The following is a 12,071-nucleotide window of genomic DNA, read 5'->3' as shown; positions in this document are numbered from 1 at the left end:
TTCGCCAGAAGATCAACCTGCCGATGGATTGCCGCGACGGCGTCTGCGGCACCTGCAAGTGCCGGGCGGAAAAGGGACGCTATTCGCTGGAATTCTACATGGACGAATCCATGTCGGATGAAGAGGCCGCCCAGGGCTATGTCCTGACCTGCCAGATGATCCCCGAAAGCGATTGCGTCCTTTCGATCCCGACGACCGCCGCCGCCTGCAAGACCGCCCCCGGATCGGTCGAGGCGAAGCTGCTGGCCGTGGATCGCCTGTCCGGGACATCGTTCGGGCTGCGCGTGGCGCTGGACCGGCCGATGGGCTTTCTGCCCGGACAATACGTGAATGTCGGCGTGCCGGGCGAAGGGGTCCACCGCTCGTATTCCTTTTCCTCGGCGCCCGGCGCGTCCGAGGCCAGCTTCCTGATCCGCAACCTGCCCGGAGGCGTGATGAGCAGCTATCTGGCCGAGCGCGCCGCGCCCGGCGACGCCCTGACGCTGACCGGTCCGATGGGCGCGTTCTACCTGCGCCCGATCACCCGCCCGCAGGTCTGGCTGGCGGGCGGCACGGGCCTGGCACCCTTCCTGTCCATGCTGGAGCAGGTGGCCGAGCAGGGCAGCGATCACCCGATCACGCTATACTACGCCGTCACCCGCAGCGCCGACCTGGTCGAACTCGACCGCCTGGCCGCGCTGGCCGGCCGCATCCCGCAGTTGCGCCTCGTCACCATCATCGCCGCCGAGGACGAGCCGCACGAGCGCAAGGGCTTCGTCACCGACCACCTGAGCGCCGGGGATCTGGCGGGCGGGGATTGCGACGTCTATCTGTGCGGGCCGCCGCCGATGGTCGATGCCGTCCGCAGCCACATGGCCGCGCTTGGCGTCAGCCCCGCGAGCTTCCATTTCGAGAAGTTCAACCCGACCGAAACCGAATTGCGGGCCGCGTGATGCGCTTTCGGGGCAAGGTCATGGTCGTCACCGGCGCCGCTCAGGGGATCGGCCGCCGGGTGGCGGAACGCGCGGCGGCCGAGGGGGCAAGCGTCCTGATCGTGGACCGCTCGCCCGCCCGGGATGACGCGGTCGAGGCGATCCGCCAGGCCGGCGGCACGGCCGAGGCGGCCCTGGCCGATCTGGAAACCTGGGCCGGCTGCGAGGCCGCGATGACGGCGGCGGTCGATCTGTGGGGCCGCATCGACATCCTGGTGAACAATGTCGGCGGCACCATCTGGGCCAAGCCCTTCGAGCATTACGCCTCCGACCAGATCGAGGCCGAGATCCGCCGCTCGCTCTTTCCGACGCTCTATTGCTGCCGCGCGGCCATCGCGCACATGCTGGCGCAGGGATCGGGCGTGATCGTCAATGTCTCGTCCATCGCCACGCGCGGGCTGAACCGCGTCCCCTATGCGGCGGCCAAGGGCGGCGTGAACGCGATCACCGCCAGCCTGGCCTGGGAGGTCGCCGAGCGCGGCATCCGCGTCGTCGCGACCGCACCCGGCGGGACCGAGGCCCCGCCCCGGATCGTGCCCCGCAACCCCAACGCGGCCGAGGAACAACGCGAGGACTGGTATCGCACCATCGTCGACCAGACCACGCAATCATCGCTGATGAAGCGGTACGGAACGCTCGACGAACAGGCAGGCCCGATCCTGTTCCTGGCGTCGGACGACGCCTCCTACATCACCGGCGTCACGGTGCCGGTCGGTGGCGGAGACCTTGGATAAGAAGCCCCGGAGGAGGGGCGCCAACAGGAGGAGATCAATCATGAACCGCAAGACACTGGCCGCCCTCGGGCTGGCCATCGGCCTCGCCATGCCTGCCGCAGCCGAAGAGATCACCGTGGGGCTGATGCTGCCCTTTTCGGGGGTCTATGCCGCGCTCGGCAACGACATCGAGGCGGGTTTCGCCCTGGGCCTCGAGACGTTCGGCGACCGGACCGACGCGACCTTCACCATCATCCGAGAGGATACCGAGGCCAGTCCCCCCGTCGCGCTTGGCAAGGCGCGCAAGCTGATCATGCAGGACCGCGCCGACGTGCTGACCGGCATCGTCAGCTCGGCCGTCCTGGGCGCGGTGCGCGACATCGTCCACAGCTCGGGCGTGCCGCTGATCGTGGCCAATGCGGGCAATGACGAGGCGACCGGCGAGGCCTGCTCGCCCTTCATCACGCGCATGTCGTTCTCGAACGGTCAGGTGAACCGCCCGATGGGCCGCTGGATGGCCGAACAGGGCATCGGCAAGGTCTTCACCCTGGCCCCCGACTACGCGGCCGGCCGGCAGATGATCGGCGCCTTCGCGGACAGCTTCACCGAAGCCGGCGGCGAGATCGTCGGGCAGGCCTTCACCCCCTTTGGCAAGACTCAGGATTTCGGCCCCTATCTGGCCGAGGCGCGGGCCAGCGGCGCCGATGCCGTCTATGTCTTCTATGCGGGCGGCGAGGCCGTGTCCTTCGTGCGCCAGTATGACAGCTTCGGGATGAAGGACGCGCTGCCGCTTTATGGCTCGGGCTTCCTGACCTCGGCGCTTTATGTCGATGCCCAGGGCGAGGCCGCGCAGGACGTCGTGACCGCGCTGCACTACGTCCCGACCATCGACAACCCCGAGAACGACGCCTTCGTCGCCGCTTTCCGTGAAAAGACCGGGCGCGTCCCGTCGGAATATGCCGTCCACGGCTATGACGCCGCCCGCGCCCTGGTCGAGGCCAGTGCCACCGGCGCCGCGGATCGCGCGGCCCTTGCCGATGCGCTGCGGCAGGTCAGCTTCGAGGGGCCGCGCGGCGCGCTGTCGATCGACCCGGCAACGAACAACATCGTCCAGCCGATCTATGTCTACCGCACCATCGCCGGCGAGACCGGCATGACCCAGGAGGTCCTGGCCCAGACCCCGGCCGAGGCCGATCCGGTCAATGGCTGCGACATGGCCCCCCTGATCAACTGACCGCCACGCCCGGCCGCGCGAACCGGCCGGGCCCGCCAATCGGGAGGATTTCACCATGCCGGATCCCGGCTTCTGGACGTTGCAGGCGCTGAACGCGCTGCAGCTGTCGATGCTGCTCTTTCTGCTCTCCATCGGTCTGACGGTCATCTTCGGGCTGATGCATTTCGTCAATCTCGCCCATGGCTCGCTCTACGCGGTCGGCGCCTATGTCGCCGCCTCGGCGGCCGCGGTCGGGGGCTACTGGGCCGGGTTCTTCCTGGCGCCGGTCGCCGTGGCGGGGCTTGGCATCCTGCTTTACTCCGGGCTGATCCGGCGGATGCGCCGGTCCGGGCCGATGGCGCAGGTGCTGGTCACGTTCGGGCTGATCTTCGCGCTTCTGGACCTCAGCCGCCTGATCTGGGGCGATCTGGCACTGTCGATCGAGCTGCCGGCGCTGCTGGCCGGCCGCACCGCGCTGCTGGGGATCGAGTATCCGACCTATCGGCTGTTCATCATCGGCCTGGGCCTTGCGATCATCGCCGCCCTGGCCTTCGTGCTGGGCCGCACCCAGATAGGCGCCATGATCCGCGCGGGCGTGGACAATGACGCGATGGCGGCCTGCCTGGGGATCAATGTCGAGCGGCTGTTCTTCATCGTCTTCTGCGTCGGCTGCGCGCTGGCGGGCCTTGCCGGTGCCGTCGCCGCGCCCCTGCTGAGCGTGACGCCCGACATGGGCCTCCAGATCCTGATCCCGACGCTGATCGTGATCGTGATCGGCGGGCTCGGCTCGCTGAAAGGCGCGGTCGCGGGCTCGCTGATCTACGGCTTCGTTCAGACCTTCGGCGCGGTGCTGGCACCGCAACTGGCCTCGGTCCTCATCTATGCCCTGCTGGCGGCGGTCCTCGTGATCAAGCCGGTGGGCCTGTTTCCGGCGAAAGGATAAGGCGATGTTCCGGCATACCCCCCTGCGCTACGGCACGCTGGCCCTGCTGGCGGCGCTGGCGCTGTTCAAGGCCGTCACGGCCGACTATTTCGGGCTGGAGATCCTGACCGAGATCCTGATCCTGGCCATCCTCGTCATCGCGCTCGACATGGTCGCGGGCTTTGGCGGCATGGTTTCGCTGTGCCACGGGGCGCTGATGGGCGTGGGCGCCTTCGCCTATGCGCTGTTGACCGTGAAGGCGGGGCTGACGCCGCCCCTCGCGCTGGCGGCGGCCATCGGCATCACCGGCGGCGCCGCCTGGATCATCGGCGCGATCTGCGCGCGCAGCCACGGCATCTATTTCATCATGGCGACGCTGGCCTTCGGGCAGATGGCCTACAGCTACGTCTTCCAGACCCCGACCTTCGGCGGCGATGACGGCCTGGGCGGGATCGCGCGGCTGGATCTGACCGCCTTCGGGATCGACCTGAATGACAGCCGGACCTTCGCACTGTTCTGCCTGGCCGCGCTGGCCGCCAGCTACTGCGCCATCGTCGGGATCCTGCGCTCGGGCCTTGGCCGTTCGCTGACGGGCATCATGCATAACGAGCAGCGGATGCGCGCGCTCGGCCTCACCGTCTGGCGCGTCAAGGCCGATGTCTTCGGTCTGTCGGGCATGATCGCGGGCCTCGCAGGCGCGCTGGCCGCGCAGCACATGATGTTCATCTCGCCCGGCCTCTTGTCCTGGAAGGTCTCGGGCGAGGCGCTGGTCGTCGTCATCCTCGGCGGGCTGGGCACGCTGGTCGGCCCCATCGTCGGCGCCGCCGCCTTCGTCCTGCTGAAGCACGAGGTCAGCGCGCTCACCAGCTATTGGCACCTCGTCGTCGGGGTCATCCTGATCGCCGTGGTGATGAGCCGTGCGAACGGCATCTTCGGCTGGATCGAGACCCGCTGGACCGCCCGCAAGGCGACGCGCCGGACCGGCCCCGCGGATGCACCCCTGAAGGAGGCCCGGACCGATGCTTGAGACCCGGAATCTGAATAAGAGCTTCGGCGCCGTCCCCGTCACCCGCGACGTGTCCCTGACGCTGGAGCGGGGCGAGCGCCGCGTCATCCTGGGGCCGAACGGCGCGGGCAAGACGACCCTGTTCAACCTGCTGGTGGGCGAATTGCGCCCCTGCGGAGGCTCGGTCCATCTGGCGGGCGAGGATGTCACCACCCTGCCCGTCGCCCGCAGGGCCCGGCGCGGCCTGTCGCGCAGCTATCAGAAGAACACCCTGTTCGACGGGCTGACGGTCGAGGAGAATCTCGGCCTTGCCGCCGCCGTCGCGACCGGCCATGCCAGCCGCCTGGGCGGCGACAGCCTGGCCCGGCCCGAGGTGCGCGAGATCGTCGCCGAGGTCGCCGACCAGGTGAACCTGACCGCCCATCTGCACGCCCGCGTCAACGAGGTCAGCTACGGCATCCGCCGCCAGCTGGAGGTCGGCGTGGCGCTGGCGACGCGGCCCCTGGTGCTGCTGATGGACGAGCCGACCAGCGGCATCGGTCCCGAAATGTCCAAGGGCTTCCACGACATGCTGAAGGACCTGCCGCGCGACCTGACGCTGCTGATCATCGAACATGACATGGACATCGCCTTCGACGTCGCGGACACGATCACCGTGCTGAACTATGGCGAGGTCGTCTTTGACGGGCTGCCCGAGGCCGCGCGCGGCTCGAAGCTTCTGAAGGACATCTATCTGGGAGCCTGGGAAGATGCTTGACCTTTCCGCAATCGAATCCGGCTATGGCGAGACGCAGGTCCTGCACGGCCTGTCGCTGACCGCGCGGCCCGGCCGCGTGCTGGCGATCCTCGGCCGCAACGGCGCGGGCAAGTCCACGACGCTGAAGACCATCATGGGGCTTCTGCCGACCAAGGCCGGGCGGATCACGCTGGACGACCGGCCGCTGCCGGCCCGGCCCTTCGACATCGCGCGGCTGGGCATCGCCTATGTCCCCGAGACGCGCGACATCTTCCCCTCGCTGAGCGTGCGGGAAAACCTGGAACTGGCGGCCCGGCGCTTTCCCTGCGCGAATGGCGGCTGGACGATGGCGCGGGTGCTGGAGCTGTTCCCCCGCCTTGGCGAGCGGCTGGATAATGGGGGCACGCAGCTTTCGGGGGGTGAACAGCAGATGCTGGCCATCGCCCGCGCGCTGTTGATGAACCCGCGCCTTCTGATCCTGGACGAGCCGACCGAGGGGCTGGCGCCGATCATCGTCAAGCTGATCCACGACAAGCTGAAAGAGCTGAAATCGGCCGGCCTGTCGATGATCCTGGTCGAGCAGAATTTCGGCTTTGCGACCTCGTTGGCCGATGATGTCGTGGTGATCGGCAAGGGCCGCGTCGTCTGGTCGGGCAGCGCGCCCGAGATCCGCGCCGCCGAGGACATCCAGCACGCCTGGCTGGGCGTCTGAGCCGACGGGCGCGCGGGCCGACCGCGCGCCCTCAGATCACCTTGCGCGCCACCTGCTGCGCCAGACGCACGAAGTTGTGGACATGCACGCCCTGCTCGTCCACCCGCAGGTTGATCGACAGCGAGGTGCGGGCGATCTCGGGTTCGATGTTGAGGAACTTCACGCCTCGGCGCGGGGTCGAGCCGACCGACGACGGCACGATGCAGACGCCCTCGCCCACCGCGACAAGGCTGAGGGCGGTGTGCAGATCCATCACCCAGATCCGCAGCGGCACCGGAAAACCGGCATTCTCGCAGGCGCGCAGCACCATGTCGCCATATCCGGGACGCGGATATTCCGGGTAGAGGATCAGGTTGTGCGTCGCCAGCCGTTCCAGCCTGGCGATCGTCCGCGAACCGGTATCCACCGTGTCGGGAAGCGCCAGGATCAGCTTTTCCTCCATCAGCTCCTTCGTCAGGAATTCGGGGTCGCGCAGGGCGGGCCGGGCAAAGGCCAGATCCAGTTCGCGCGCGACCAGCGCCCGGTGGAGGTTCGCGTTGTTCATCGGGATCAGGCTCAGGTTCACGTCCGGGTAGTTCGCCCGGAACGACTTCACGATGTTGGGCAGGATGCCATAGGTGGCCGAGCCCACGAAACCGATGCGAAGCCGCCCCTCTGCCCCCTGCCCCAGACGGCGCACCTCGAGCCGCGTATCCTCCATCTGCGCCAGGATCGCGCGGCCGCGCTCCAGCAGCCGCTCGCCGGCCTGGGTCAGCGTGATCGCGCTGCGGCCCCGGTTGAACAGCGTCGCGCCAAGCTCTTCCTCGATCTGCTTGATCTGGCGGCTCAGGGGCGGTTGCGCCATGTCCAGCCGCTCGGCCGCGCGACCGAAATGCAGTTCCTCCGCGACCGCGATGAAATAGGTCAGCTGCCTCAGATTCATGATGTCTCCCCCAAGGAGGATGCTAGTCGAGGGCGGCTTGTGAAAAAAGGCCCCCGAAGGTTCGGGGACCAGTGAGAGGTCGGTGGGGAAAGCCGCTATTCGGCCGCGATGGCCTGCGTTCCGGCCGCTTCCTTGAGCACGAAATCGAATTCGAAATGCAGGTCTGTGCCATGTTCGGGCCGCGCGGGCCTGAACTTGCCGATCAGGCTTTCCTTGACCGCGAAGACGCTGTCATCGTCCAGCCAGGCGCTGTCGGCATCGAAGATCTGGCTGATCAGCGGGCGGAAGCCTTCCTTGGCGACGATGAAATGGACATGGCCCGGACGGTTCGGGTGGTGTCCCATGAAGCGCAGCAGCTCGCCCGCGGTTTCGTCGTCCGGGATCGGATAGGGCACGGGGCGGACGGCGACAAAGGCGTAATGCCCGTTCTCGTCGGTCTCGAAGCGGCCGCGCAGGTTGTATTCGGGCTGATCGGGATCGAGGTTCTCGTAGACGCCGTTCGGCGCGTCCTCCCACACGTCCAGCGTCACGCCGGGCACGCCGCGGCCGGCCTCGTCGCGGACATAGCCCTCGTAATAGACCGTCTCCTCGTTGTCGTAATGCTTGAGGATGATCGAGCCGCCCTTGGGCATGACCGGCGGGTTCTCGCGGTAGAACGGCCCGAGGACGGTCGACTCGCTCTCGCCGCCCGCGACCGGGTTCGTCATCATGTCCACCAGCACTTCTGCGCCCAGGATGTCGCCCAGCAGGATGAATTCCTGGCGGTTGTCGTTGCACAGCTTGCCGGCGCGCGCGAGATAGTCGCAGGCGGCAAGGAATTCGTGATGCTGCAGCCGCGTCTCCTTGATGAAGCCGTGCAGATGCGTGATCAGCGCGGCCATGATCTCGCGCTGGCGCCCGGTGATGTCTCCATGCTTGCCAAGGCTGGCGATGACGACATCGGTGATGTTGTCCTGATTGACGATGCCCATGATGGTCTCCTCCTCGTGGCGATCGGATCGGTGCGTTCGGATCAAGCATCCGCGCAAATGCGCCGCCGCCCAATGCCGGCGACGGTATCGGGTCATACCGGACGCGGCCTGATCGTCCCCGAGCCGACCGGGTATCGCGCGATACCCGGTCCGGCATGGCCTGACGCGGCCCGAGATGTCACTCCGGTCCCTGGCGACAGTCAGCGGAGGAGGCGCACATGCTCGACATCTTCAGGGACATCCAGTCGCGGCTGGAGGACAGCCCGCATCTGCGGCGGCTCGGCCGCCTCTTTTCGGAAACCATCCTGATCGAGGTCGACGGGGCCGAGCACTACCTGACCTTCGACAGGGGCCGGCTGGTGCAAATCGTCCCCGGCCCGAGCCGGCGCACGCCCTGGCGCTTTGCCTTGCGGACCGATGCCGAGGCGCTGCACGCCTTCTGGCAGCCGCGGCCCGCGCCGGGCTTTCACGACATCTTCGGGCTGGTGAAGATCGGCCGCGGGCGCATCGACGGCGACATCCTCTGCCTCGTGCGGAACCTGCGCTTCTTCAAGGAGATCATGGCGCTGCCCCGCGCCCGCACAGGAGCTTGCGCATGAATATCGAACCGATCACGGGCGGCTACCTGAACGTCACCGTCGAGGGCGTCCCGCAGCGCATCTATGTCGAACAGGCGGGGCAAGGCCGCCCCGTCCTCTGCCTGCACACCGCCGGCGCCGATACAAGGCAGTGGCGCCACCTCATGAACGATGCGGGCGTCACCGCCGAGCACCGGCTGATCGCCTTCGACATGCCTTGGCATGGCAAATCGCTTCCGCCCGAGGGATTCCAGACGCAGGAATACCTGCTGACGACCCAGACCTACATGGCGACGGTCCTTGCCGTGCTGGACGGGCTGGGGCTGGACCGCCCGATCCTGGCCGGCTGCTCGATGGGGGGCCGGATCGCGCTGCAACTGGCGGCACGGCATGCGGACCGCTTCTCGGGCTTCATCGCCATCGAGGCCTCGGACTTCCAGCCCGCCTGGTATGACATCGACTGGTTCGACCGGCCCGATGCCCATGGCGGCGAGATGGGCGCGGCGCTGGTCTCGGCCAACATCTCGCCCTACGCGCCAGAGCGCGAGCGCTGGAACACGCTGTGGATGTTCATGCAGAGCGGGCCGGGCGTCTTCCGGGGTGATCTGAGCTTCTACACGCAGGATGACAGCCTGATCGGCCTGCTCGGCGCGATCGACACGGGCCGGACGCCGGTGCACCTGATCGTCGGGGCCTACGACCTGACCTGCACGCCCGAGGATGCAAGCCGCACCGCCGCCGCGATCCCCGGCGCGACGCTTGCCGTGATGGACGAGCTGGGCCACTTCCCGATGAGCGAGCATCCGGCGGGCTTCCGCCCCTTCTTCCTCGATGCGCTCGGCCGGATGCCGGCTGCCCGCGCCTCGGCCGCCTGATCCGGAGAGATTGACATGACCCCCTGCATCCTCTGCGTCGCCATCACCGGCAGCCTGCCGACCAAGGCGAACAACCCGGCCGTCCCGATCACCATCGCCGAGCAGATCGAATCCACCCACGAGGCCTTCGAGGCCGGCGCCAGCATCGTCCACGCCCATGTCCGCGACGATGAGGGGCGCCCGACCTCGGACCCCGAACGATTCGCCCGCCTGCTGGAGGGCATCCGCCAGCATTGCCCCGGCATGATCGTGCAGCTGTCGACCGGCGGCCGGTCCGGTGCCGGCAAGGAGCGCGGCGGGATGCTGCGGCTTGCGCCCGACATGGCGAGCCTCGCGGTCGGGTCGAACAACTTCCCGACGCGGGTCTACGAGAACGCGCCGGACCTCGTTGACTGGCTGGCCGCCGAAATGGCGACCCACGGCGTCATGCCCGAGATCGAGGCCTTCGATCTGTCGCATATCCTGCAGGCGCATGCGATGTGGAAGGACGGGCGGCTAAAATCGCGCCCCTATGTGCAATTCGTGATGGGGGTGAAGAACGCGATGCCCGTCGATCGCGACGTCTTCGACTATTACATCCGGACGGTGAAGCGGCTCTTTGGCGAGGACGCGCCCTGGTGCGCAGCCGGCATCGGCGCGCATCAGCTCACGCTGAACGAATGGGCCATCGGCGCGGGCGGCCATGCGCGCACGGGGCTCGAGGACAACGTGCGCCTCGACCGGGAAACGCTGGCGCCCTCGAACGCGGCGCTGGTGACGCGCGCGGCCGAGATCTGCGAGCGGAACGGCCGGTCTGTCGCGACCTGGCAGCAGGCGCGCGCGATCCTGGGGCTGAACGTGGCTGTGCCGGCATGAAGAAGGTTTATGCCACTGCCGATGCGGCTCTGGATGGTTTGCTTCACGACGGGATGTTCATCGCGGCCGGTGGTTTCGGGCTCTGCGGGATTCAGGAATTGCTGATCGACGCGCTGGTGCGCTCGGGGGTGAAGGACCTGACCATCGCCAGCAACAATTGCGGCGTGGACGGGTTCGGGCTGGGCAAGCTTCTGGACACGCGCCAGATCCGGAAGATGATCAGCTCCTATGTCGGCGAGAATGCGGAATTCATGCGGCAATACCTCTCGGGCGAGCTGGAGCTGGAATTCAACCCGCAGGGCACCCTGGCCGAGCGGATGCGCGCGGGCGGCGCGGGCATTCCGGGCTTCTACACCAAGACCGGCGTCGGCACCGTCATCGCCGAGGGCAAGGAGGTCAAGACCTTCGACGGCCAGGACTACATCCTCGAGCGCGGGATCGTCGCGGACCTCTCGATCGTGAAGGCCTGGAAGGCGGACGACACCGGCAACCTCGTCTTCCGCAAGACGGCGCGCAACTTCAACCCGCCCGCCGCGATGTGCGGGCGCGTCTGCGTGGCCGAGGTCGAGGAGATCGTCCCGCGCGGCAGCCTCGACCCCGACCTGATCCACCTGCCCGGCATCTACGTGCACCGGATCATCCAGGGCAGCCACGAGAAGCGCATCGAGCAGCGCACCACCCGCAAGAAGGAGACCGCGTGATGCCGTGGGACCGCAACCAGATGGCGGCGCGGGCCGCAGAGGAGCTGGAAGACGGCATGTATGTCAACCTCGGCATCGGCATCCCGACGCTGGTGGCGAATTACGTGGGCGACAAGGACATCACCCTGCAATCCGAGAACGGCATGCTGGGCATGGGCCCCTTCCCGTTCGAGGGCGAGGAGGATCCCGACCTCATCAATGCCGGCAAGCAGACCATCACGGAACTGTCGCGCACGTCCTATTTCGACAGCGCGACCAGCTTCGGCATGATCCGCGGCGGCAAGATCGCGGCGGCGATCCTGGGCGCGATGGAGGTTTCGGAAGAAGGCGATCTGGCGAATTGGATGATCCCGGGCAAGCTGGTCAAGGGCATGGGCGGCGCGATGGATCTGGTCGCGGGCGTCGGCCGGGTGATCGTGGTGATGGACCACACCAACAAGGCGGGCGAATCGAAGGTTCTGCGGGCCTGCACGCTGCCCCTGACGGGCAAGGCCGTGGTGGACCGGATCATCACCAATCTGGGCGTTCTGGACGTGGTGCCGGGCGGTCTGCGGATCGTCCAGCTGGCCGACGGGGTGACCGAGGAGGAACTGCGCGCGGCGACCGAGGCGACGATCGTGGCCTGAGGCGCGGGCCGGGAGGGCGGAGGGGGCTCTGCCCCCGCCGTCCGGCGGACGGCCCCCCCGGCTATTTTGAACCAAGGCCAAGCGGGCCCGGGGGCGGAACGGCTCCTGAAGGCGGACGAGATCCAGCACCGGTTAACATCTGCTCGATATCGTCAGAAACCATGATCGTGCCCGCCCCCGCCCCTCGGGGCGCTGGTCTGTGATTTGATTTCAAATATCCGGGGGGGTGCCTTCCGCAGGCCGGGGGGGTCAGAGCCCCCCTCTGCCCCC

General features: G+C 67.8%; 13 protein-coding genes and 1 pseudogene. 12 read left to right on the top strand and 2 right to left on the bottom strand.

Annotation, left to right across the window (positions count from 1 at the left end; translation table 11 throughout):
• The 7 genes and pseudogenes from benC to QAR72_RS14865 form a co-directional block, all read left to right on the top strand.
• Positions 1-932: benzoate 1,2-dioxygenase electron transfer component BenC (gene benC, locus QAR72_RS14895; RefSeq protein WP_304618166.1), on the top strand; the 932-nt coding region annotated here is incomplete at its 5' end.
• Entirely contained in the window at positions 932-1,705 is a 774-nt protein-coding gene (gene benD, locus QAR72_RS14890; RefSeq protein ID WP_304618165.1) for a benzoate diol dehydrogenase BenD, read from the top strand. The genes benC and benD, both read left to right, overlap by 1 nt.
• A 40-nt stretch (positions 1,706-1,745) precedes the next feature.
• Positions 1,746-2,918: an ABC transporter substrate-binding protein gene (locus tag QAR72_RS14885; protein ID WP_304618164.1), complete on the top strand. Its 1,173-nt coding sequence runs from the start codon at positions 1,746-1,748 to the stop codon at positions 2,916-2,918.
• A 55-nt stretch (positions 2,919-2,973) separates the two neighbouring features.
• Positions 2,974-3,840, top strand: coding sequence for a branched-chain amino acid ABC transporter permease (locus QAR72_RS14880; protein WP_304618163.1), 867 nt, complete (start codon positions 2,974-2,976; stop codon positions 3,838-3,840).
• Between the two features lie 4 nt (positions 3,841-3,844).
• Positions 3,845-4,846 (top strand): branched-chain amino acid ABC transporter permease, encoded by a 1,002-nt coding sequence (locus tag QAR72_RS14875; protein WP_304618162.1) that lies wholly within the window; start codon positions 3,845-3,847, stop codon positions 4,844-4,846.
• 52 nt (positions 4,847-4,898) lie between these two features.
• Positions 4,899-5,582 (top strand): annotated as a pseudogene (locus QAR72_RS14870) (ABC transporter ATP-binding protein); the annotation flags it as partial.
• Positions 5,575-6,273: an ABC transporter ATP-binding protein gene (locus QAR72_RS14865; RefSeq protein ID WP_304618160.1), complete on the top strand. Its 699-nt coding sequence runs from the start codon at positions 5,575-5,577 to the stop codon at positions 6,271-6,273. The pseudogene QAR72_RS14870 and the gene QAR72_RS14865, both read left to right, overlap by 8 nt.
• A 31-nt stretch (positions 6,274-6,304) precedes the next feature.
• Here the strand turns inward: QAR72_RS14865 and QAR72_RS14860 are convergent, their stop codons facing one another.
• Together QAR72_RS14860 and QAR72_RS14855 are read right to left on the bottom strand one after the other, a co-directional pair.
• Positions 6,305-7,195 (bottom strand): LysR family transcriptional regulator, encoded by an 891-nt coding sequence (locus QAR72_RS14860; RefSeq protein ID WP_304618159.1) that lies wholly within the window; start codon positions 7,193-7,195, stop codon positions 6,305-6,307.
• A gap of 95 nt (positions 7,196-7,290) precedes the next feature.
• Positions 7,291-8,166 (bottom strand): dioxygenase family protein, encoded by an 876-nt coding sequence (locus tag QAR72_RS14855; RefSeq protein WP_304618158.1) that lies wholly within the window; start codon positions 8,164-8,166, stop codon positions 7,291-7,293.
• A gap of 218 nt (positions 8,167-8,384) precedes the next feature.
• Between QAR72_RS14855 and QAR72_RS14850 the strand changes: the two genes are divergently transcribed.
• Genes QAR72_RS14850 through QAR72_RS14830 form a run of 5 tightly spaced genes read left to right on the top strand, consistent with a single transcriptional unit; the run spans position 8,385 to position 11,801 of the window.
• Complete coding sequence (locus QAR72_RS14850; protein WP_304618157.1) at positions 8,385-8,765, top strand: hypothetical protein; 381 nt, start codon at positions 8,385-8,387, stop codon at positions 8,763-8,765.
• Positions 8,762-9,619: an alpha/beta fold hydrolase gene (locus QAR72_RS14845; RefSeq protein ID WP_304618156.1), complete on the top strand. Its 858-nt coding sequence runs from the start codon at positions 8,762-8,764 to the stop codon at positions 9,617-9,619. The genes QAR72_RS14850 and QAR72_RS14845 overlap by 4 nt, the downstream gene beginning before the upstream one ends.
• A gap of 15 nt (positions 9,620-9,634) precedes the next feature.
• The gene (locus QAR72_RS14840) at positions 9,635-10,474 is read left to right on the top strand and encodes a 3-keto-5-aminohexanoate cleavage protein (protein ID WP_304618155.1); all 840 of its coding nucleotides are present in this window, start codon (positions 9,635-9,637) and stop codon (positions 10,472-10,474) included.
• Positions 10,471-11,175, top strand: coding sequence for a CoA transferase subunit A (locus tag QAR72_RS14835; RefSeq protein ID WP_304618154.1), 705 nt, complete (start codon positions 10,471-10,473; stop codon positions 11,173-11,175). Before QAR72_RS14840 ends, QAR72_RS14835 begins: the two co-directional genes overlap by 4 nt.
• On the top strand, positions 11,175-11,801 hold the full coding sequence (locus QAR72_RS14830; protein ID WP_304618153.1) for a 3-oxoacid CoA-transferase subunit B: 627 nt from the start codon (positions 11,175-11,177) through the stop codon (positions 11,799-11,801). Before QAR72_RS14835 ends, QAR72_RS14830 begins: the two co-directional genes overlap by 1 nt.
• Positions 11,802-12,071: the final 270 nt, after the last annotated feature.

It is taken from the genome of Paracoccus sp. (in: a-proteobacteria), assembly GCF_030604785.1.
In the GTDB taxonomy this organism is placed as follows: Bacteria; Pseudomonadota; Alphaproteobacteria; order Rhodobacterales; family Rhodobacteraceae; genus Paracoccus.
Note: the sequence above shows the minus strand (reverse complement) of the source record. Positions and strands in the feature narration are given on the sequence as shown.

Bases quoted from the DNA above. Each gene is read 5' to 3' on its own strand.
- QAR72_RS14855 (WP_304618158.1), bottom strand. From the start codon at position 8,166: ATGGGCATCGTCAATCAGGACAACATCACCGATGTCGTCATCGCCAGC.
- QAR72_RS14845 (WP_304618156.1), top strand. From the start codon at position 8,762: ATGAATATCGAACCGATCACGGGCGGCTACCTGAACGTCACCGTCGAG.
- QAR72_RS14850 (WP_304618157.1), top strand. From the start codon at position 8,385: ATGCTCGACATCTTCAGGGACATCCAGTCGCGGCTGGAGGACAGCCCG.
- QAR72_RS14875 (WP_304618162.1), top strand. From the start codon at position 3,845: ATGTTCCGGCATACCCCCCTGCGCTACGGCACGCTGGCCCTGCTGGCG.
- QAR72_RS14835 (WP_304618154.1), top strand. From the start codon at position 10,471: ATGAAGAAGGTTTATGCCACTGCCGATGCGGCTCTGGATGGTTTGCTT.
- QAR72_RS14830 (WP_304618153.1), top strand. From the start codon at position 11,175: ATGCCGTGGGACCGCAACCAGATGGCGGCGCGGGCCGCAGAGGAGCTG.
- QAR72_RS14880 (WP_304618163.1), top strand. From the start codon at position 2,974: ATGCCGGATCCCGGCTTCTGGACGTTGCAGGCGCTGAACGCGCTGCAG.
- QAR72_RS14885 (WP_304618164.1), top strand. From the start codon at position 1,746: ATGAACCGCAAGACACTGGCCGCCCTCGGGCTGGCCATCGGCCTCGCC.
- benD (WP_304618165.1), top strand. From the start codon at position 932: ATGCGCTTTCGGGGCAAGGTCATGGTCGTCACCGGCGCCGCTCAGGGG.
- QAR72_RS14865 (WP_304618160.1), top strand. From the start codon at position 5,575: ATGCTTGACCTTTCCGCAATCGAATCCGGCTATGGCGAGACGCAGGTC.
- QAR72_RS14860 (WP_304618159.1), bottom strand. From the start codon at position 7,195: ATGAATCTGAGGCAGCTGACCTATTTCATCGCGGTCGCGGAGGAACTG.
- QAR72_RS14840 (WP_304618155.1), top strand. From the start codon at position 9,635: ATGACCCCCTGCATCCTCTGCGTCGCCATCACCGGCAGCCTGCCGACC.